Here is an 18,694-nt window from a genome sequence, read left to right as displayed (position 1 = left end):
GTCATGATGCTGAGTTTGCGTCAACGCGAACAGCGTCAGGCATGGGTGCTGCTGGCACCCATGCTGCTGGTGATGCTGTTGCTTACCGCCTGGCCTTTACTGCGCACCATCTGGCTCAGTTTCACCGATGCTGCGCTGATTGGCAGCGGTGAAACGCCAGGCTGGATCGGACTGGAAAATTACGCCTATGCGCTGAGCGATCCCGATTTTCGGGCGTCGATTGGCCGTACGCTCTACTTCACCGTGGTCTCCGTCACCCTGGAGGGGATCATTGGTGTGCTGGTGGCGCTGCTGCTTAACCAGAAGTTTGCGGGTCGCAATATCCTGCGGGTGCTGGTGATCCTGCCGTGGGCGCTGCCGACCATCGTCAACGCCATGATGTGGCGGCTTAACTTTAACCCGGACTACGGCAGCATTAATGCCTTGCTCACCCAGCTCGGGATCATTGACGGTTACCGCAGCTGGCTGGGCTCACCGGATGCCGCGCTCAATGCGGTGATGTTCGCAGATATCTGGAAAAACTATCCGCTGGTAACGCTACTGGTGCTGGCTGCATTGCAATCGATCCCTGAGGATCTGTTTGAAGCGGCCAGGCTGGATGGTGCTTCCGCCTGGCGTCGCTTCCGGGCCATCACCTTTCCGGCAATTGTCGCCCCGCTTGGCGTCGCGCTGGTCCTGCGCACCATTGATGCCTTTAAGATCTTCGACATTATCTACGTGATGACGCGTGGCGGACCGGTGGACAGCACTAAGACCCTGAGCTTTTTCGTCTATCAGGAATCTTTCAGCTATCTGCGAGCCGGCAGCGGTGCGGCCTATGCCATGCTGATGACGTTGATGTGCGCCCTGCTGATCACCCTGTATCTGCTGATGTTATGGCGTCAGCGCCGCCGGAGCTCTGCTTATGAAAACTAAACTGCGGCGGGTGTTGCGCTATGCTGCGGCGCTGCTGGTGGCGATCAGCATCCTGGCCCCTATGGGCTGGCTGTTCCTGATGAGTGTCAGTTCGGCCAGCGATCTGTCGCGTGTTCCGCTGGAGTGGCTGCCACGGCAGTGGGATTTCAGCCGCTATCACGGATTGGTTTCGCTGGCCCCTGACCAGCCGGGCAACATCTTTCTGCACGCGCTGGGTAACAGTCTGCTGGTCGCCAGTGTGGCGACAGCCATCTCGCTGCTGCTGGCGATTCCGGCGGCCTTCAGCTTCTCACGTTACGCGGGTCGCGACGGCTGGCTGTTTGGCGCACTGGCGATATACATGGTGCCGCCGGTCGCCTTTGTGCTGCCGCTCTACTTCCTGCTGCAGCAATTGGATCTGCTCAATACCCGGCCAGGCCTGGTGATCGTCTACTGCTCGCTGATCCTGCCGTTCCTGACCTGGATGCTGAAGAACCAGTTTGATTCGCTGCCGCGTGACATTGAACAGGCTGCACGCCTTGATGGTCTGCGTTTCTGGCAGGTGCTGCTGCGTATAACCCTGCCGCTGGCAAAGCCGGTGCTGGGCGCGGCTGCACTGTTTGGCTGGCTGCTGGCGTGGGATGAATTTTTCTATGCGCTGCTGTTTACCAGCAATATTGCGGCCCAGACGCTGCCGGTCGCCATTGCTGGCTTTACCGCCGGACGGGCCACCGATGACGGGCTGATCGCCGCTATCGGCATTCTGGCCTCGGTGCCGCCACTGTTTATCGCCATCTGGCTGCAGAAGACGCTGGTTAGCGGTCTGGCCAGCGGCGGAAGTAAGGGATAACGATGCTAAACACGACTTCATCCACGCTTTACGTAGTGGGCAATATTAATGTGGATTTGATCATGGGCACGCTCAGCGACTGGCCACAGCGCGGTACCGAAGTGATGCTACAACACAGCGAGCTGCGTCCGGGTGGTTCCGCCGGTAACTGTGCGCTGGCGCTGGAAGCGATGCAGGTGCCGCACCGTGCCATCGCCAACCAGGGCAATGATGGATTCAGTCAGTGGCTCGCCGGTCACTTTCCGCATAGTGCGGCGCACTGGCCGCGTTATGCCTGCGAAACCTCGCTGACGGTGGGCGTGACGCATCCTGACAACGAGCGCTCATTTATCAGCAATTTTGGACACATCACGCAAATGACGGCTGAGGATGTGCTGAAACAGCTGCCCGCACAGGCCACACCGGGCGATATTGTGCTGCTGTGCGGAACCTTTCTCTGTCTGGAACTCTATCAGGCCTATCCGAGGCTGCTGGCGGCGTTACAGCAACGAGGATTTACGGTAGCGGTCGATACTGGCTGGCCGCCCGCAGGCTGGAGCGACGATCTTCGCCACCAGGTTCATCGCTGGTTAGCCGATTGCGACTGGCTGTTGCTGAACGAGGTCGAAACGCGCGGCCTGGCCAACGATGCCTCACTGGAACAGAGCGCGGCGCAACTGGCATCCCGGCTCAGTGGACGCGGTGGCTGTGTAGTGAAAAGCGGCGCAGACGGCGCGCGACTGTGGTCTGCCACTCAGACGCTGCACGTGGCGGCACAACCGGTGACGGTGGTCGATACCATCGGTGCCGGAGACAGCTTCAATGCCGGATTTCTGGCAGCGTTGCTCTACCGTCACGCGGCGTCGACGGCGCTGCGCTGGGGAATTGAGGTCGCTTCACAGGCGATCAGCAGCTCGCCGCGCCGCTATCCCGGCTGGCAACAACTCCAACTTTCAAACGAGGTGCGCTAATTATGGCCAGTGTTGAACTTGTACAGGTGGCGAAGCGCTACGGTAAGCAGAGTGTGCTGCACCCGCTGGACTTAACCATTCCCGATGGCAGCTTTACCGTGCTGGTCGGTCCTTCTGGCTGTGGTAAATCGACGCTGTTGCGCTTACTGGCGGGTCTGGATAGCGTCTCTGACGGCGCGATCATGCTCGATAAAAAACGCATCAACGATCTCGATCCCGCCGACCGCGATATCGCAATGGTGTTTCAGAGCTATGCGCTCTACCCGCACCTGACGGTCGCCGAGAACCTGGCGTTTCATATGCAGGTCAAAAAGGTGGCGCGCGACGAGCAGAAGAGCAAGATTGCCCGCATTGCCGGGATTCTCGGCATCGGCCAGCTGTTGCAGCGGTATCCGCGGGCGCTCTCGGGCGGCCAGCGGCAACGCGTGGCGATGGGACGTGCAATGGTGCGCAATCCGCAGGTGTTCCTGTTCGATGAACCGCTCTCCAACCTTGATGCCCAGTTACGCATGGAGCTGCGTGCCGAGATCAAATCGCTGCATCAGCGCTTTAAAACCACCATGGTGTATGTAACGCACGATCAGGTCGAGGCGATGACGCTGGCCGATCAGATTGTGGTGATGAAAGATGGCGTTATCGTGCAACAGGGCGCGCCGCTGGCGATCTACGATCGTCCGGTGAATACCTTTGTGGCCCGGTTTATCGGTTCGCCGCCGATGAATCTGCTGGATGCGCAGTTCCAGCCGCGTGACGGCGAGCCGGGCGTGCTCTGTGGTCAGCAGTGGCTGCCGCTGCCGTCACGCTGGCACCGTGCGGCGCGTGAGCAGGCGGACCAGCCGGTGACGCTGGGCGTTCGCCCTCATGACCTGATCAGCGCGCCCGATGGACAACCGGCTGATGTCGGTATCGTCGAAATTACTGGTGAATCGACACTGTTACATCTGAACTGGCAGGGTTTTGCCCTGCATATGCAGCTGAGCGGGCGCAGTGACGCGACGCCGGGCGGTACGCTGCCGGTGACTGTAAATCCCGACAAGATGCACCTGTTCGATGCGCACAGCGGTGAGCGCCTGATCGAACAGTAACCCACAAAAAACCCGCCATCAGCGTAATGCTGATCAGCCAGGGTTAAATGTGCAAAGGCTGTCACGGTCAAATGTGGCAGCTTTTTTTTTGGGCGAGCGTGCCGGAGTGCGGGCCTGAGCACCTCTGCTGCTGCCTGGCCGTCCTCTCGCCTCAGCGCTGCGGATAGCCCTTTCAGCAGCAGAGGCGCTCAGGCCTCTATCATCGTGCCCTTTTTAACAATACACACTGTGAAGTTTCAGAGCGGCACCAGACTGCGTTATCACCTGCCGCTTAACTGACTGGCATTACGCCATCGGCGGGTTTTTCTCTTATCAGACACCCAGACGGGTTAAGCCAGGTGGAACTGCTCGACCGTCTGCGCCAGCTGCTGCGCCTGGTCTTCCAGCGAACTGGCCGCAGCCGACATCTGCTGGACCAGCGCGGCGTTCTGCTGGGTCGTGCCATCCATTTCGTTAACCGCAATCGTCACCTGGGTAATGCCGCGCGCCTGCTCATCAGAAGCGGAAACGATCTCCCCAATAATGCCCTGCACTGAATTGACCGCCTGTGTCATCTCCTGCATGGTCTTACCGGCATCATTCACCAGCCTTACCCCGCTTTCGACCCGCACGCTTGACTCTTCAATCAGCGCGGCGATCTCTTTCACCGCACTGGCGCTGCGCTGCGCCAGGTTACGGACTTCAGATGCCACCACCGCAAAGCCGCGTCCCTGCTCACCCGCGCGCGCGGCTTCTACCGCGGCATTGAGCGCCAGAATGTTGGTCTGGAAGGCGATGCTGTTGATCATGGTGGTGATGTCGCCGATCTTCTTAGAACTGTCATCGATCTGCGCCATCGTCTGCACCACCTGGCCCACCAGCGTGGCACCGCGACTGGCGATATGAGTGGCATTTTCTGTCAGGCTGGTTGCCTGCTGGGCATTATCGGCGTTGAGGCGGATGGTGGCGCTGATCTGCTCCATACTGGCTGCGGTCTGTTCCAGAGCGGCTGCCTGCTGTTCGGTACGGGATGCCAGGTTAAGGTTGCCGCTGGCAATTTCGCCCGCGCCCTGACGCACCGATTCACTGGCATCTTTAATCTGGCCGACAATACCCCGCAGCTGGCTTTGCATCGTCTGCAAGGCGAAGAACAGACTGCTGCGGTCGTCGGCTTTGACCGCAATCGCATTGTCGAGCTTGCCCTCCGCCACGGCCAGCGCAATTTTGGCCGCTTCGGCCGGCTCGCCACCAATCGGGCGTAGCACTTTACGGCTGAACAACATGCCCAGCACCGCGCCGACCAGCAGAATGCTGACCACCATCAGGCCAATGGCCCAGCTGAGCTGCCGGTTAGCGGCGGCCATCACCTGACTCACCGGCGCCACCACCCCGAGATACCAGGGTTTATCGCTGTCGCCAATCACCACCGGTTGCCAGGTCACTAACGCCTCTTCGCCCAGCACCGCATCAAAATGCTGCATCACCCGTGAACTGAAGTGATCGCTTTCCCCTTTCCACGGCTTGCCCGCCTCCTCTTTCACTGGCGAAGAGACGACCTTTCCGCCATTCGAAAGCAGCAGTGCATAGCCGCTGCCCTGCCAGGGTTTGATCTGATTAACTTTCTGTTGCAGCGAAGCCAGTGAAATGTCGGAGGTCACAATGGCTTTTAAGGTGCCCTTATCGATGATCGCCGCCGCCACCGAGGTTAACAAGGTGGGTACGCCGTTATAGGCGTAGCTGTAAGGCTCGATCAGGGTATCTTTTTTCGACTGCTGCGGTATCTGGTAGTAGTCACCCTGGCCCGGAGTCAGGATGGAGAGCAGCGGATGCATGGCGTAATGACCGGCCTGATCGCGATCCACAAACCAGGCATAGCGACCCTGCGGGGCCTGTCCCGGCTGGTTAACAAATTCGGCATCGCGACCGTCGAAGGCGTTTGGTTCGAAGATGACTGACATCGACAGATAATCAGGATTGGCGCGCAGTGAATATTCCATGATCTTATCGACCACTTTACGATCCGTAATGCCTGCCTGCGGTAAGGCGATCAGGCTTTGTCCCAGATGGCTGGCCACATCGCGCGCATGACTCAGCTCCTGTTGCACCTGTAAGCCGCGGCTTTGCGCGATTTGCTGCAGATATTTTTCCGCCAGCGCCTTCTGCTCTTTACCGGACTGCCAGCTCAGAACACCGATCGTCACGCTAAATCCCAGCATAATGGTCAGGCCGCCGGTAATAAGCATCTGCGCCCGGGTACTCATCTTCTTTTTATCGTTTAACTGACTGGCCATATTGGTTCCCCTGGAATTTACCTTTTTGCGACCTCCTTGTGGTTTACGTGCTCCTGAGATCATCTATCGGCGCCGTTTTTTTGAACTTTAACGGCGGCTTGGGGAACGTCAGATGAGGTAAAGCCGGCGAAGTTGATCCTCAAAGGGTTCTGACTTCAGCAATGAATCCGTTTTTTTTGATCTGCAGCAATATCGGCCGACGCAACTACTGTCAGTTTATGTAAACAGACGTTGTCGTCCCTTATCATCGTGGAGAGAAATCAATGGCCGGTAAACTTGGATTAGCAGGCGGAATGATTATCTGGTTAGCGTATGTTGCCTGGATCGTGCATTACTATTCAGACACCTTTTTGCAGTTCTCCCGCTAAACAGACAGGACCTTCGGGTCCTGTTTTCTTTTCTGCCTGACTCCCGCATCGATTGTCTTCTGAGCCAAAAATTTGCTACTATTGACTCATTATGTGAGCCGATTAAAAGATGCTATTCGGCTCGTTCACCCGCAAATGAGCCGAATATGACCACAGAATGGATCTGGCAACAGGCCGACTGGCCACAGTTCTACTGGCAGGAGGCTGTGCTGCTGCCTCGCCTGCGGCAGCTGCAACAGCAGCGAGGCGTACTGCTGGGCCGGGCCAGCCTGCAGGTCAGTGATGAACAGCAAACGCTCGACACTCTGCTCAGCAATATCCTCTCCTCATCCGCCATTGAAGAAGAACGGGTAAACGTACAGTCGGTACGTTCATCTCTGGCGCGCCGCTTAGGCGTGACCGAACAACAGCCTTATCCGGTTTCGGATCGATCGGAGGGACTGGCGGCGATGATGCTGGATGCGATCAACAACCGCAGCCAGCCGCTCACGCTGGAGCGTCTATGCCAATGGCATCGCTGGCTGTTTCCTGCCGATGAGTGGTCGGTGCAGCGTCTGAGCGTCGGTACGCTACGCGGCAGTGAGCCAATGCAGGTGATCTCCGGACGGATCGATCGCCCAACGGTGCATTTTGAAGCGCCGCCGCGCAGTGGACTGGAGCCACAGCTGACGCAGTTTATTGACTGGTTTAACCGCAGCGAGCAGGACGTCATGCTGGACCCGCTGCTGCGCGCCGCCATCTGCCATCTCTGGTTTGTTACCCTGCACCCGTTTGATGACGGTAATGGCCGCATTACGCGTGCCTTAACCGATCTGGCGCTGGCACAGGCGGACAGTCAAAGCATCCGGCTCTATGCCATGTCACCTGCCATTCTGGCGCATCGGGCGGACTACTACCGCATTCTGGAGCGGACGCAGAAAGGTGGACTGGATATCACCGACTGGCTGATGTGGTTCCTCGATATGCTGGATGAGAGCCTGCAACAGGCGATGAACAGCATCGCCCGCACCCAGATCAGGGCGCGCTTCTGGCTACAGCATCGGGAACGCTCTCTGAGCAAAGAGCAGATAAAAGTACTGAACCGGCTGCTGGATGGCGGCGAGCAGGGTTTTGAACAGGGGATCAGTGCCAGTCAGTATCAGAAGGTGGCAAAAGTGAGTAAGGCGACGGCAACGCGTCATTTAGCGGATTTGCTGGAGAAAGGCTGTCTTTACCGGCTGGAAGGTGGCGGGCGCAGCACGCGCTATCAGGTGAAAACAGACTGAGAGAATGATGCGCGCGCTCAGCCAGTAAAATAACCACGCCGGAAATGGCTTCCGGCGTGATGAGGATCAGGCTGCTTTCACCGCGCGCACTTTCTTGCTGCTGGCGGTTTCTGCTTCGGCGGCGTCATCAGAACGCTCCGACACCGTTTCAGGCTGACCGGCAGTAGCGGCCACAGGCTCAGGCAGTTTGCTGGTGCGGAGAATATGCTGCACGGCATCTTTCTGCTCAGCGATCAGCAAGCCCAGCGTTTCTGCCTGCGTCTCATCCAGTGCGGGTTGATGCTGTAACAGCCAGTCGGTGAAGGCTTCGGCCATATCGAGCATTTTGTCGTAGGCATCGGCCTCTTTCTTGTTGGCAAACGTCATCTTCTCTTCACCCTTTCTGACTACTACAAATTTTGTTTCGACAGCCATGTTTTTGCCCTCAGATACTGTGTATACATACAGTATATCACGACGTTGATGCTTTTCCAGCAGAGAATAGAGTTTATCGGTTGTACGCCGCATAACCTTAACCGGGCGCAGGTTTTCGGGTGAAACCGCGTCGCCGGTTACACCTGAAGTTCCTCAAGAAAATCGGCCAGCGCTTTGCGCGGGTCATCCTCTTCCGAGACGATCATCTCGATGCCCCACTGCCCCAGTACCTCTTTTGCCACCGGATTATTGCGGTTGGTAAACAGATAGGACTTGGGACGCGCGGTGGCCAGCCCGGTACGGCCCCACATTTTCGTCAGGCGGTAGAACAGCAGACGAATATTAAAATCGCTGATGCTGTAGCCAACAAACAGCACCGAATTGCCCATCACGTCATGGGTCAGTTTGATGTCGAGCGGTGAATCAAAATAGAGCCGTTCAAAGTAGCTGCTTTCATCGAGCACGATAGAGGTATCGTCATCGAAATCACCGTGCAGCTTGATGATGTGGCGCTTATCTTCGGTCAGCGACACCAGGTCGGCGGCATTGGCCACTTTGTAGTAGGGAACGCCATGCGCATCGTGCGCCGCTTCCAGCCAGCGATCGTAATTGGTGGTGTAGATACGCGAGAAGTTGCCCTGGGTAATCATGGTGTGAATTTCTGACGTCCGGACATCAATATCCGGGCGGTGCCATTCGCGATCCATCCAGCTGCGCAGCGGGCCGAGTGACCCTTTCTTCTGTTTGTAATATTCCGCCAGCGACAGGTGGGTACCGTAGGTATTGAAGATTTTAGGATCGTAGCCCAGCTCATTGGCGAGATGGGCAATCAGCTCATGCCACTCCGGCAGGCCAAGGTTGCGTGAGATGCCCGCACCGGCAAACAGAATCAGCTTACCGGAGTCATAGGCACGTTTAAGTTCTGGTTTCATGCAACACTCCGGGCCGTTTTCAAAAAGGTGGCGAAGCGATCGAGCGCGATGCGCCGCATGGAGATCTCATTCTTGAGCTCGCCCATTTCGGCGAAGGTCTGATCGTAGCCTTCCGGGATAAAGACGCAGTCCCACTGAAAGCCGCGGGTACCGGCAGGCTCGGCGGCGATGGTGCCGCGCAGTTCACCTGAAAACTGGTACATCTTGCGGCCATCACAGTAGCCGAGTACGGTTTTTGCCGTCACGGCCTGGCTGTCGAGTCCCTGAACCAGGGCAGTAAAGCGTTCTGCATCCAGCCGGTTCCAGAAAATGCGGGTCAGCCCGGCAGGCAGGCCATTGAGGCCGTCGAGATAGAGTCCGGTATGCTCGACGAAGAGCGGTCGCCCAATCAGTGAAAAGGCTTTGGTCAGTTTATCGCGCACCAGATCGAGTTCATTTTCAGTCTGGATCTCTTCGATGCGACGGGAGATGGGCAACACTTCGACCCCGACAGGTTCGAGGATTTTGCGCACCTCCGCCAGCTTTTGCTCATTGGCAGAAAGGAATCTGATTTTCATGGGGCTTCCAGGTTAATTGCTCCGCCGCGCGCTGAATCGACAGGCGGGCAGGATAGATCACTAACGCTGGAGAGTGTAGCGCAATTCCGGGGTCGATCGCCGTGACAACGGTTCTGTGGCGTGGAAGGTAACGCTGAATAAACGGCGCCGAAGCGCCTGAGACGCATCAGTACTGAATGCCAGGAGGATTGACCGTGGAGTGGGCAATGGCTTCATCCTGTTCACCCCAGCGCGTCAGCACCTGCTGATACTGCCCGCCGCGAATGGCACCATCGATGGCGGCCTGCAGGGCCGGAGCCAGCCCATTGCCCTTTTTGGTGGTGACCGCCACCCAGGCGCGAAACGGCCCGCTGCCGACCAGCTTTGTCTGGCCGCGTGACGCCACTTTCCAGGCTGCCATCGAGTGCGGACCGAACATCGCATCGGCCCGTCCCGACAGCAGAGAAAGCGTGGCTGAGGCGTCATCGGTCAGATAGATCGGCGTCACCGCAGGCAGCCCTTTCGCCTGGTTTTGCTCATCCCAGCTCAGCAGGATACGCTCCTGATTGGTGCCGGAGGCCACGATGATGCGCTTACCGGCGATGTCAGCGGGCGCGTTGATCGTGGTGATTTTGCTGTCACTTTTCACCGAAAAGGCGTGGTTATCGGCGCGATAGGTGGCGAAATCAAACTTCTTTTTACGCTCTTCGGTCACCGCGATATTGAACATCGCCACATCGTAACGGCCCGCGCTAATGCCGAGCGGCCAGTCTTCCCACGAAGCGGGCACCAGCTTCAGCTTTAATCCCAGACTGTCGGCCAGCAGCCGGGCAATGTCGGGATCGCTGCCAATGCGTGAGACATTATCCGACCCCAGCAGCGACAGCGGTGGTGAGTTGGTGGCGGAAGTCGCCACCGTCAGGGTTCCCGGCTCAATAAAAGCAAAGCTGGCCGGAATTTTAGCGATCGCCGCCGGATTGGCGGGCGCATGAATCGGCGTCTCATTTTGCCGGGTATCACGCTGTTCAGCGGCGGAAACCCCCAGCGGCGCCAGCAGCGCCAGCACCAGCAGTGACAGAGGATTCAGCTTCATCGTCACCCTCACAGTACGCGCGCCAGGAAGCGTCGGGTTCGCTCATGACGCGGATTGTTCAGCACCTGCGTGGTGCTGCCCTGCTCAACGATCCGACCATCGACCATAAACACCACGTTATCCGCCACTTCGCGGGCAAAGCCGATCTCGTGAGTGACGATCACCAGCGTGGTGCCGGAACGCGCCAGCTTCTTAATCACGTCGAGCACCTCGCCGACCAGTTCCGGATCGAGCGCCGAGGTCGGTTCGTCAAACAGCATCACCCGGGGATTGAGCATCAGGGCGCGGGCGATGGCGATACGCTGCTGCTGACCGCCCGACAGATGGCGCGGCCAGGCGTCAGCTTTATGCCGCAGGCCAACAATATCCAGCAATTCACCGGCGCGCTGTATCGCTGCCGCTTTGGTGAGCTGGCGATGGGCAATCGGTGCCTCAATCAGGTTGTCCAGCACGCTGAGGTGCGGGAACAGATTGAAATTCTGAAACACATAGCCGACGTTGATGCGCTGACGTAGGATCGCCTGCTCTTTCAGTTCATAGAGCTTATCGCCGCGTTGCTGATAGCCTATGTAATCGCCATCGATCTGGATAAACCCTTCATCTACCCGCTCCAGATGGTTGATGGTGCGCAACAGCGTTGATTTGCCGGAGCCGGAAGGGCCGAGGATCACCGTCACCGATCCCGGCGCCAGCGACAGAGAAACCCCATCCAGCGCTTTATGTTTGCCAAAACTTTTACTGACGCCGGTAATGCTGATGGCACCGGTGGTGTGTGATGTGCGGTAATCAATGGCTTCGGACATGGCTGATCTCCTCGGTTGGATTAAGCGGCGTAACGCGGTTGCGCCACTGCCGCCAGCGCGACGGCTGCGGTTCACGGGTCACGCTGCGGGCCAGCCAGCGTTCAACGCTGTGCTGAATCACCGACAGTACGGTGGTAATAATCAGATACCAGGCGGCACCGACCATCAGCAGCGGGATCACTTCCTGGTTGCGGTTGTAGATCATCTGGATGGTGTAAAACAGCTCCGGCATTGCCAGCACGTAAACCATCGCCGTGCCCTTCGCCAGGCTGATGATTTCGTTAAAGGCGGTGGGAATGATGGCGCGTAACGCCTGCGGCAGAATGATGCGGAAGGTGCGACGGGTTGCCGACAGCCCCAGCGCGGAGGCGGCCTCAACCTGGCCATGATCCACACCCAGAATCCCGCCGCGAATGATCTCCGCGCTGTAAGCCGCCTGCACCAGCGTTAAGCCAATCACCGCCGCCGGAAACTGTCCCAGCACATTGATGGTCTGAAACGCTCCCCACGACAGCGTGGTAAAGGGGACCCCGATCGACAGGGTGTCGTAGAGATAAGAGAAGTTGTACAGGATGATCAGCACGACGATCAGCGGCAGCGAGCGGAACAGCCAGATATATCCCCAGGCCAGACTGCTCAGCAGCCATGACGATGAGAGGCGGGCCAGCGCCAGCAGGCCGCCAAAAATCAGGCTGAATACCGTGCCGAGCAGCGTCAGCAGCAGCGTCTGCCCCAGCCCATGCAGGATCACCGGGTCGAAGAACCAGCGGGCAAATACGCCCCATTCCCAGCGCGGATTAAACGCGACCGACTGAATGACGCCAGCCAGAATAAACAGGGCGACGATCGCGCCAAGGGTGCGGGCCGGATAACGCGCGGGCACCACCTGCAGATGTTGATGCTTGCTCATGATCTCTCCTTAACTCGCCTGTGCAACGTCCTGCACGCCGATCACTTTAATAAAACGCAGCCGGCCATCGTGTGGCGGCGCTCCGTAGCGTTCGAGATCGCCGCTGAGATCAAACTGCGGCTGATAGCCGTGGCCGGTATAAAGCCGTACCGCCTCCGGCTGACGAAAACCGGTAGTAAGAAACAGCCGCTGATAGCCCGCCCGCAGCGCACGCCGCTCCAGCTCCTGCAACACCACCAGCGCCAGCCCCTGACGCCGCAAATCACTGCGGGTCCAGATGCGTTTCAGCTCCGCAGTCTGCGGGTCATAAGGTTTGTAAGCACCCATCGCGATGATCTCGGCGTCGCGCTCCAGCACGATGAATAATCCCTGCGGCGGCAGATACCACTCGGTGAGCTCCTGCTCCTTATGGCGGGCAAAATAGTCGCCGTAACGGGCGGCGTATTCACCGAACAGGCCGGTCAGAATCGGTTGCAGTTCCGGGGCTTCCGGCGAAACTTCACGAAATATGGCTTCACTCATCGTCTGCTCCTTAATCGCCCAGTCCGGCCGGGTTAATTTCGGAACGATCAATCCGCTCCACCCCTTCGCCCCAGCGGTTCAGCACCTGCTGGTAATCGCCGTTTTTCATCACGCCGTTGAGCGCGGTACTGATCGGTTCAGCCAGGCCGCTGCCTTTTTTCACCGTTACCGCAATGTGTGCCGCCTTTGGCCAGCCGCCATCGACACTGCCCACCAGCCGGGTTTTGCCATTAAGCGCCGATTTCCATGCGCCAATCACGTTAGGGCCGAACCAGGCATCGGCCCGGCCGGCCTGCAGCGCCAGCGTCTGGGCGGCATCATCTTTGGTATAGATCGGGGTAAATGCTTTCAGCCCTTTCGCCTGATTCTCTTTATCCCACGCCAGCAGGATCGCTTCCTGATTGGTGCCGGAGCCGACGATGAGGCGTAGTCCGGCAATATCTTCGGCTTTGGTCAGTGATTTAATCGGGCTGCTGGTTTTGACGTAGAAACCGAGAGAATCTTTGCGGTAGGTGGCGAAATCGAACTTCTCTTTACGATCTTTGGTGACGGTGATGTTAGAGATCGCCGCGTCATATTTGCCGGAGGCGACGCCCAGCGGCCAGTCCTCCCAGGAGGTCGGCACAATGTTGAGCTTCAGGCCGAGGCTGTCAGCCACCAGACGGGCGATATCGACTTCGCTGCCGAGCAAGGTTTTGTTGTCATCAGAGAAGACCGTCAGCGGCGGGGAGTTTTGCGCCGCGACCGCCACGGTAAATGAACCCGGCACCGCAAAGCGATGTCCGGCCGGCAACTGCGCGACCGCCTGCGGATTTTTCACGCTGTGAATCGGCGCTTTGTTGGCGTCGAGGCTAACCCGCTGGCCGTTGTAGGCCACGCTGGTGCCGTCTGCCAGGGCGCTGCCGCTGGCGGCAAGCATAATCAGGGCGATGAGTTTTTTATTTTTTTGCATAGCACAGGCTCTTATTGTGAGGTGAACTGATTTACCGGCGGCTTCAGGTCGAAACTGTCGCGCAGGGTTTTCCCTGGATAGTCGCGGCGGCTCAGGCCGCGCGCCTGCAAAATCGGCACTACGCGATCAACAAAGCGCTCAAAGGTATCTGGCGTGCCGCCATTGATGATGAAGCCATCGGTGGCCGCGGTTTCAAACCAAAGTTGCAGGCCATCTGCCACCTGCTCGGGCGTGCCGTGGAACAGCGGACGAGGCGTTGCGGCTTCCAGCGCAGCCTGCCGCAGCGTATGGCCGTGCTCGCGCGCTTTGCGTTTGATCTCATCAGTGGTGCTGCGGAAACTGTTCTGCCCGATATCACCAAGGTCGGGAAAGGGCTGATCCAGCGGATACCGGGAAAAGTCGTGATGGTCGAAGAAGCGGCCAAGGTAGTTGAGTGCATCATTAATCGATACCAGCGCCGCGGTGGTCTGGTACTGACGCTCAACGTCTTCCGCATCATCGCCAACAATCACGCTCACGCCCTGAAAGATGTGCAGATCCTCTGGCTGACGGCCATTCGCCACCAGCTGCTGTTTAACATCACGGTAAAAGGCCTGTGCCTCTTCACGCGTTGGCTGGTGGGTGAAAATGGCATCGGCATGGCGGGCGGCCAGCTTTTTGCCGTCTTCTGAAGCACCGGCCTGGAAGATAATCGGACGGCCCTGCGGGGTGCGCGAGATGTTAAGCGGGCCCTGCACCTGAAAGAAATCACCGTGATGATTCAGCGTATGCAGCTTCGCCGGATCGAAAAACTGGCCGCTCTGCTTGTCGCGCACAAAGGCGTCCGGCTCCCATGAATCCCACAATCCTTTCACCACCTGCAGGTATTCGTCGGCGATGCGATAGCGCAGCGCGTGCTCCGGATGCTGCTGACGCGAGAAGTTTTTAGCCGAGCCTTCCAGCGGCGAAGTCACCACGTTCCAGCCGGCACGGCCACCGCTGAGATGATCGAGGCTGGCAAACTGACGCGCCACGGTGAAGGGTTCGCTGTAGGAGGTTGAAACGGTACCGACCAGCCCAAGGTGTTCTGTCACACCCGCCAGCGCCGACAGCAGCGTCAGGGGTTCGAAGCGGTTGAGAAAATGCGGGATCGACTTTTCATTGATGTATAAGCCGTCGGCGACGAACAGAAAATCGAGCTTGCCCTGCTCCGCTTTGCGGGCAATTTTTCGGGCGTAATCGAAGCTGATGCTGGCATCGGCCTGGGCCGCCGGATGACGCCAGGCGGACATGTTTCCCGAGGCGCCGTGCAGCATAGTGCCCAGCCGAAGTTGTCTTGTGCTCATGATGCTCTCTCTTTTTTTAGTCAAAGCGGTGCCTGAACGGCGGTCATGACGACCGCCGCAGTGGGATATCAGCAGATAACAATCAGGTCAGAATGGCTTCCCGACATCGCGCGTTAAGCTGTTGCAACGCCTGTTGGGCCAGTTGCGCAAAGTAGTCCGCCGCGGGGGCGATCAGCGCTTCATCGGGGTTAAAGCTGGCGTGGTGCAGGCCATAATCGCTGGCGCTGCCGATGCTGACGAAGACGCCAGGCACCTGTTGTAAATAGAAGGCGAAATCTTCGCCCAGCAGATGCAGTCCGGCGGGCTGCACCCGGTAGCCGAGCTGTTGCGCCACGTCACTGCTGAACTGCGCCCAGTCGGGATCGTTGACCAGCACCGGCGGACCCGGATGCCAGCTCAGCGTCGCCTCTGCACCACTGGCCCGGGCAAAGTTTTCCACCAGCGTGCGCACCCGCTGTTCCAGCTCGGCCCGCAGCTGGAGATCGTGTGTACGGGCAGTGCCGCCAAACTCCACGCCGCCGGGCAGTACATTCCAGGTTTTCCCGCCGTCAATCCGGGTAATGCTCATGACCAGACTGTCGAGCGCGCTGAAGCTGCGGCTGGTGAGACCCTGTAAGGCCTGAATGATCTGGCTGGCGACCACGATGCTGTCGACGCCCTGTTCCGGGTGCGCGGCATGAGCGCCTTTACCGGTGACGCGAATAATAAATTTATCGGCGTTGGCGTAGAACGCGCCGCTGCGGGTGGCGAAGGTGCCGACCGGTAACGCTGGTTCATTGTGCATACCAAAAATGGCCTGCACCTCATCCAGCACGCCTGCGGCGATAAACTGCCGTGCGCCACGGGCGATCTCTTCGGCGGGCTGGAACAGAATGCGTACCCGTCCCGCCAGTTGCGGCTCACTGGCTTTAAGCTGGAGCGCCGCGCCTAACATCACCGCGCTGTGCAGATCGTGGCCGCAGGCGTGCATCACGCCGGGATGACGTGAATGAAAGCGTACGCCACTCGCCTCGTGAATCGGCAGGGCATCAATATCCGCCCGCAGTGCGATCACCGCATCACCCTGTCCAATCTCCGCCACGACGCCGGTTTCAAGCGGATAATCAGACAGCCGGATACCGGCTTCCTGCAGCCAGCGACGCAGCCGTTCCGTGGTGGCAAACTCCTGGCCCGACAGCTCCGGCCAGGTATGCAGCTCGCGCCGCCATTCGATCAGTTGTGATGCATTCGGCTTCATGATGACTCTCCGCTCAGGGCGATCAGGCTGCGACCAGATGATGCGTGGCCAGCAATGCCAGCGAATGGTGGCGTGCGACTGGCTCGGCGATCGGCGTATCAATAATAAACTCGTCGATACCAAAGTTATGATGCAGGGCATCGAGCTGGGCATGGACCTGTGCTGCGGTCCCTTTCAGCAACGATGGCGTGCGCGGCTCTATCTGATAATCACGGTAGCCGCCCTGACGTACATAACGTTCGGCCTGTTCCAGGCTGGCGACATTCACGCCCGGACCATCTTTCACCGACACATGATAATGGCGAAGCGAAGAGACCAGCAGATCCGCGCCGGCGGGTGAATCGGCCACCACCACCTGAACCGCCACCAGCGCCCGCTGGCCGTTGCTCAGGTGTGAATAGGTGCTGAGCACCTGCTCAAGTAACTGGCGGTCACCGTTCAGATGGGCGGCGAACACCAGCTGCCAGCCGAGACTCGCGGCCAGTCGGGCGCTCTCTTCACTGGCACCCAGCAGGAAACGGTTCACTGGCCGTGGCGGCAACGGTGTGGCCTGTAGCCGTTCATCGTCATCGTGACTGTTGCGGTCGGGTTGCAGCCAGTTATCCAGCAGTTGCAGCTGCTCGGCAAAACTGCCCTTCTCTGACGGCTGCACGCCCAGCTGAAGCGCACGGGTCGAAAGCGGTAATCCGCCCGGCGCTTTGCCGATGCCTAAATCGACGCGGCCCGGTGCCAGTGACGCCAGCAGATTGAAATTTTCCGCCACCTTGTAGGGACTGTAATGCTGAAGCATCACCCCGCCCGATCCGACGCGAATATGTCGGGTCTGGGCAATGATCCAGGCAATTAACAGTTCCGGTGACGGACTGGCCAGCTGCGCGGTGTTGTGATGTTCCGCCAGCCAGAAGCGGTGATAACCCCACTCCTCCGCCTGCTGCGCCAGTTGCAGCGTGCGCTGCAACGCGGCGGCAGGCGATTCCCCCTCTGCAACGGGTGCTTTGTCTAACAGACTTAATCGATATGCCATTCACCTGATCCTTATTATTCCGGTTGCTGACCAGTGTGCGGCGGCTGTGTTATCAGGTAAAACATCATATTGTTTTATGGTTTTTTAATTTATTCATATCGGAAGAGATAGAGGCGAGGTAAATAATAATGAGCTTTTAAAACATAGACATAAAATTAATGATGGCGAGAATTTAAATGATGGGGACTGTTTCGGGCTTAATCCAGATTAATCGGGAATGGTTTGCAGAAAAGCGTATTAAGCCCTCATCAGCTGAGGAGAAAGTTAATTTAGCCGCAAATATGAAGATCAGCAGAAATGTTGCTGTCAGAAAAGAGGCAGAAAAATGCCTGGCCGATCCGGGCTCTTAATCACCACGGCAGCTGAGCGTGCAGATATTTAATATTGCCTGCTTATCCGTTCGCGTGGTGGATGAGTGCGCCAGAGGAATTAAGCAGGTAATACGGCATGTTCAGCCCGATCTACGCCTTGCCATTAAAGGCTTCGAACGGCAGATTAAACCGCGCTGCCAGACGCGCTTTATGTTTATCCGTTAAGGATCGTTGACCACGCAGAATACGGCTCACGTAAGAGCGCTGGCCAATTTCTTCAGTAAACGAGGATTGATTAAGGCCATACTGATCCATCAGTACTCGCAGTAACGCAACGCCCTGCGGCATTTTTGCAATGCGGGCGTTAAACTCAGCGAATTCAGGTGCATTATCTTCGTAACGGGCCACTTTATCAGCCAGCATATCAATTAGCGGGCTATCAGGTTGATGCTCTACCAGATACTCCACCAATTCCAGTGCCTGTTCATAATCCTTTTTCTGAGTGCTCCCTCCTAAAAAAGGAATAATTTCAATCAGTTGGTTGGTAGCCTGAATAGCTTCGGTAATCATTCTTTCTGCTCCCGATACTTCTTTATAAGCCTGTCGTATTCCGCATGCGTAACGATATGCTAGATGAAAATTTTGCTTCGCTCAAAATCAACGAAAAACATTATCCTCAGGTTATTACCGCCTGCATCAATTACCCACCATTTCTCCCGATATTTCATCCGGTCCAGGCTGAGAAATCGCTTTTTAATGCGTCTGGCGACCTAAAATTTTCGCCTTTTAACACCAGATATATGGCATCCAATGCAGTGGCGTCGTTTGGAAACTCTGCTGCTGCTTCCCTGAATGGCTCCCTTGAGATAACGTGCATGCTTCCCTCGCCTGTCCGGACTCAGTAAGCAGCGTATCGCATTTTCACTAAGTTTCCAACAAGGAAACATAGGGGT

Annotated in this window: 19 protein-coding genes and 1 pseudogene; 6 read left to right on the top strand and 14 right to left on the bottom strand. The window is 57.8% G+C overall.

From position 1 onward, the window contains the following. Positions 1–6: 6 nt before the first annotated feature. From WFK59_RS14795 to WFK59_RS14780, 4 genes are read left to right on the top strand one after another with little or no spacing between them, the layout of a single operon-like run. Entirely contained in the window at positions 7–915 is a 909-nt protein-coding gene (locus WFK59_RS14795) for a carbohydrate ABC transporter permease (RefSeq protein WP_233988806.1), read from the top strand. After that, on the top strand, positions 905–1,744 hold the full coding sequence (locus WFK59_RS14790) for a carbohydrate ABC transporter permease (RefSeq protein ID WP_233988752.1): 840 nt from the start codon (positions 905–907) through the stop codon (positions 1,742–1,744). The genes WFK59_RS14795 and WFK59_RS14790 overlap by 11 nt, the downstream gene beginning before the upstream one ends. Before the next feature lie 2 nt (positions 1,745–1,746). Next, positions 1,747–2,694 carry a carbohydrate kinase family protein gene (locus WFK59_RS14785; protein WP_336756171.1) on the top strand — a complete coding sequence of 316 codons (948 nt, stop codon included), beginning with the start codon at positions 1,747–1,749 and terminating at the stop codon, positions 2,692–2,694. A 2-nt stretch (positions 2,695–2,696) separates the two neighbouring features. Further along, entirely contained in the window at positions 2,697–3,779 is a 1,083-nt protein-coding gene (locus WFK59_RS14780) for an ABC transporter ATP-binding protein (RefSeq protein WP_233988754.1), read from the top strand. Between the two features lie 329 nt (positions 3,780–4,108). Here WFK59_RS14780 and WFK59_RS14775 read toward each other — a convergent pair whose 3' ends face one another. After that, a complete protein-coding gene (locus WFK59_RS14775; protein WP_293000395.1) occupies positions 4,109–6,049 on the bottom strand; it encodes a methyl-accepting chemotaxis protein in 1,941 nt (646 codons plus the stop codon). 514 nt (positions 6,050–6,563) lie between these two features. Between WFK59_RS14775 and WFK59_RS14770 the strand changes: the two genes are divergently transcribed. After that, positions 6,564–7,682, top strand: a complete 1,119-nt coding sequence (locus WFK59_RS14770; protein WP_336756167.1) for a Fic family protein — start codon at positions 6,564–6,566, stop codon at positions 7,680–7,682. Positions 7,683–7,748: 66 nt separating this feature from the next. On the opposite strand, the gene WFK59_RS14765 is transcribed toward WFK59_RS14770, so the two are convergent. The 11 genes from WFK59_RS14765 to WFK59_RS14715 all read right to left on the bottom strand — a co-directional run bounded on the left by WFK59_RS14765 (position 7,749) and on the right by WFK59_RS14715 (position 17,430). Continuing rightward, positions 7,749–8,096 carry a YebG family protein gene (locus WFK59_RS14765; RefSeq protein ID WP_233988757.1) on the bottom strand — a complete coding sequence of 116 codons (348 nt, stop codon included), beginning with the start codon at positions 8,094–8,096 and terminating at the stop codon, positions 7,749–7,751. 137 nt (positions 8,097–8,233) lie between these two features. Further along, the gene (locus WFK59_RS14760) at positions 8,234–9,028 is read right to left on the bottom strand and encodes an SIR2 family protein (protein ID WP_233988758.1); all 795 of its coding nucleotides are present in this window, start codon (positions 9,026–9,028) and stop codon (positions 8,234–8,236) included. Then, a complete protein-coding gene (locus WFK59_RS14755; RefSeq protein WP_233988759.1) occupies positions 9,025–9,585 on the bottom strand; it encodes a non-canonical purine NTP pyrophosphatase in 561 nt (186 codons plus the stop codon). The genes WFK59_RS14760 and WFK59_RS14755 overlap by 4 nt, the downstream gene beginning before the upstream one ends. Positions 9,586–9,751: 166 nt before the next feature. Continuing rightward, on the bottom strand, positions 9,752–10,657 hold the full coding sequence (locus WFK59_RS14750) for an ABC transporter substrate-binding protein (protein WP_336756164.1): 906 nt from the start codon (positions 10,655–10,657) through the stop codon (positions 9,752–9,754). 8 nt (positions 10,658–10,665) lie between these two features. Next, positions 10,666–11,460: an amino acid ABC transporter ATP-binding protein gene (locus WFK59_RS14745; RefSeq protein ID WP_233988761.1), complete on the bottom strand. Its 795-nt coding sequence runs from the start codon at positions 11,458–11,460 to the stop codon at positions 10,666–10,668. Continuing rightward, positions 11,444–12,370: an amino acid ABC transporter permease gene (locus tag WFK59_RS14740; protein ID WP_233988762.1), complete on the bottom strand. Its 927-nt coding sequence runs from the start codon at positions 12,368–12,370 to the stop codon at positions 11,444–11,446. The genes WFK59_RS14745 and WFK59_RS14740 overlap by 17 nt, the downstream gene beginning before the upstream one ends. Before the next feature lie 9 nt (positions 12,371–12,379). Further along, positions 12,380–12,892: a GNAT family N-acetyltransferase gene (locus tag WFK59_RS14735; protein WP_336756162.1), complete on the bottom strand. Its 513-nt coding sequence runs from the start codon at positions 12,890–12,892 to the stop codon at positions 12,380–12,382. 10 nt (positions 12,893–12,902) lie between these two features. Beyond that, complete coding sequence (locus tag WFK59_RS14730; protein WP_336756161.1) at positions 12,903–13,844, bottom strand: ABC transporter substrate-binding protein; 942 nt, start codon at positions 13,842–13,844, stop codon at positions 12,903–12,905. 11 nt (positions 13,845–13,855) lie between these two features. Beyond that, the gene (locus WFK59_RS14725) at positions 13,856–15,169 is read right to left on the bottom strand and encodes an LLM class flavin-dependent oxidoreductase (protein WP_233988765.1); all 1,314 of its coding nucleotides are present in this window, start codon (positions 15,167–15,169) and stop codon (positions 13,856–13,858) included. 82 nt (positions 15,170–15,251) lie between these two features. Beyond that, positions 15,252–16,406, bottom strand: coding sequence for an amidohydrolase (locus WFK59_RS14720; protein ID WP_336756159.1), 1,155 nt, complete (start codon positions 16,404–16,406; stop codon positions 15,252–15,254). A 22-nt stretch (positions 16,407–16,428) separates the two neighbouring features. After that, positions 16,429–17,430: an MsnO8 family LLM class oxidoreductase gene (locus WFK59_RS14715; protein WP_336756157.1), complete on the bottom strand. Its 1,002-nt coding sequence runs from the start codon at positions 17,428–17,430 to the stop codon at positions 16,429–16,431. A 176-nt stretch (positions 17,431–17,606) separates the two neighbouring features. Here WFK59_RS14715 and WFK59_RS14710 point away from each other — a divergent pair, with 176 nt between their 5' ends. Further along, positions 17,607–17,780: a hypothetical protein gene (locus WFK59_RS14710; RefSeq protein ID WP_336756155.1), complete on the top strand. Its 174-nt coding sequence runs from the start codon at positions 17,607–17,609 to the stop codon at positions 17,778–17,780. 111 nt (positions 17,781–17,891) lie between these two features. On the opposite strand, the gene WFK59_RS14705 is transcribed toward WFK59_RS14710, so the two are convergent. Beyond that, positions 17,892–18,311: a helix-turn-helix domain-containing protein gene (locus tag WFK59_RS14705; protein WP_233988768.1), complete on the bottom strand. Its 420-nt coding sequence runs from the start codon at positions 18,309–18,311 to the stop codon at positions 17,892–17,894. Continuing rightward, a pseudogene (locus WFK59_RS14700) lies at positions 18,308–18,618 on the bottom strand (type II toxin-antitoxin system HigB family toxin). The gene WFK59_RS14705 and the pseudogene WFK59_RS14700 overlap by 4 nt, the downstream one beginning before the upstream one ends. Between the last annotated feature and the right edge of the window lie 76 nt (positions 18,619–18,694).

This window comes from Pantoea sp. USHLN298, assembly GCF_037149395.1.
Lineage (GTDB): Bacteria > Pseudomonadota > Gammaproteobacteria > Enterobacterales > Enterobacteriaceae > Pantoea > Pantoea astica.
This window is presented reverse-complemented; position numbering and strand designations above follow the sequence as displayed.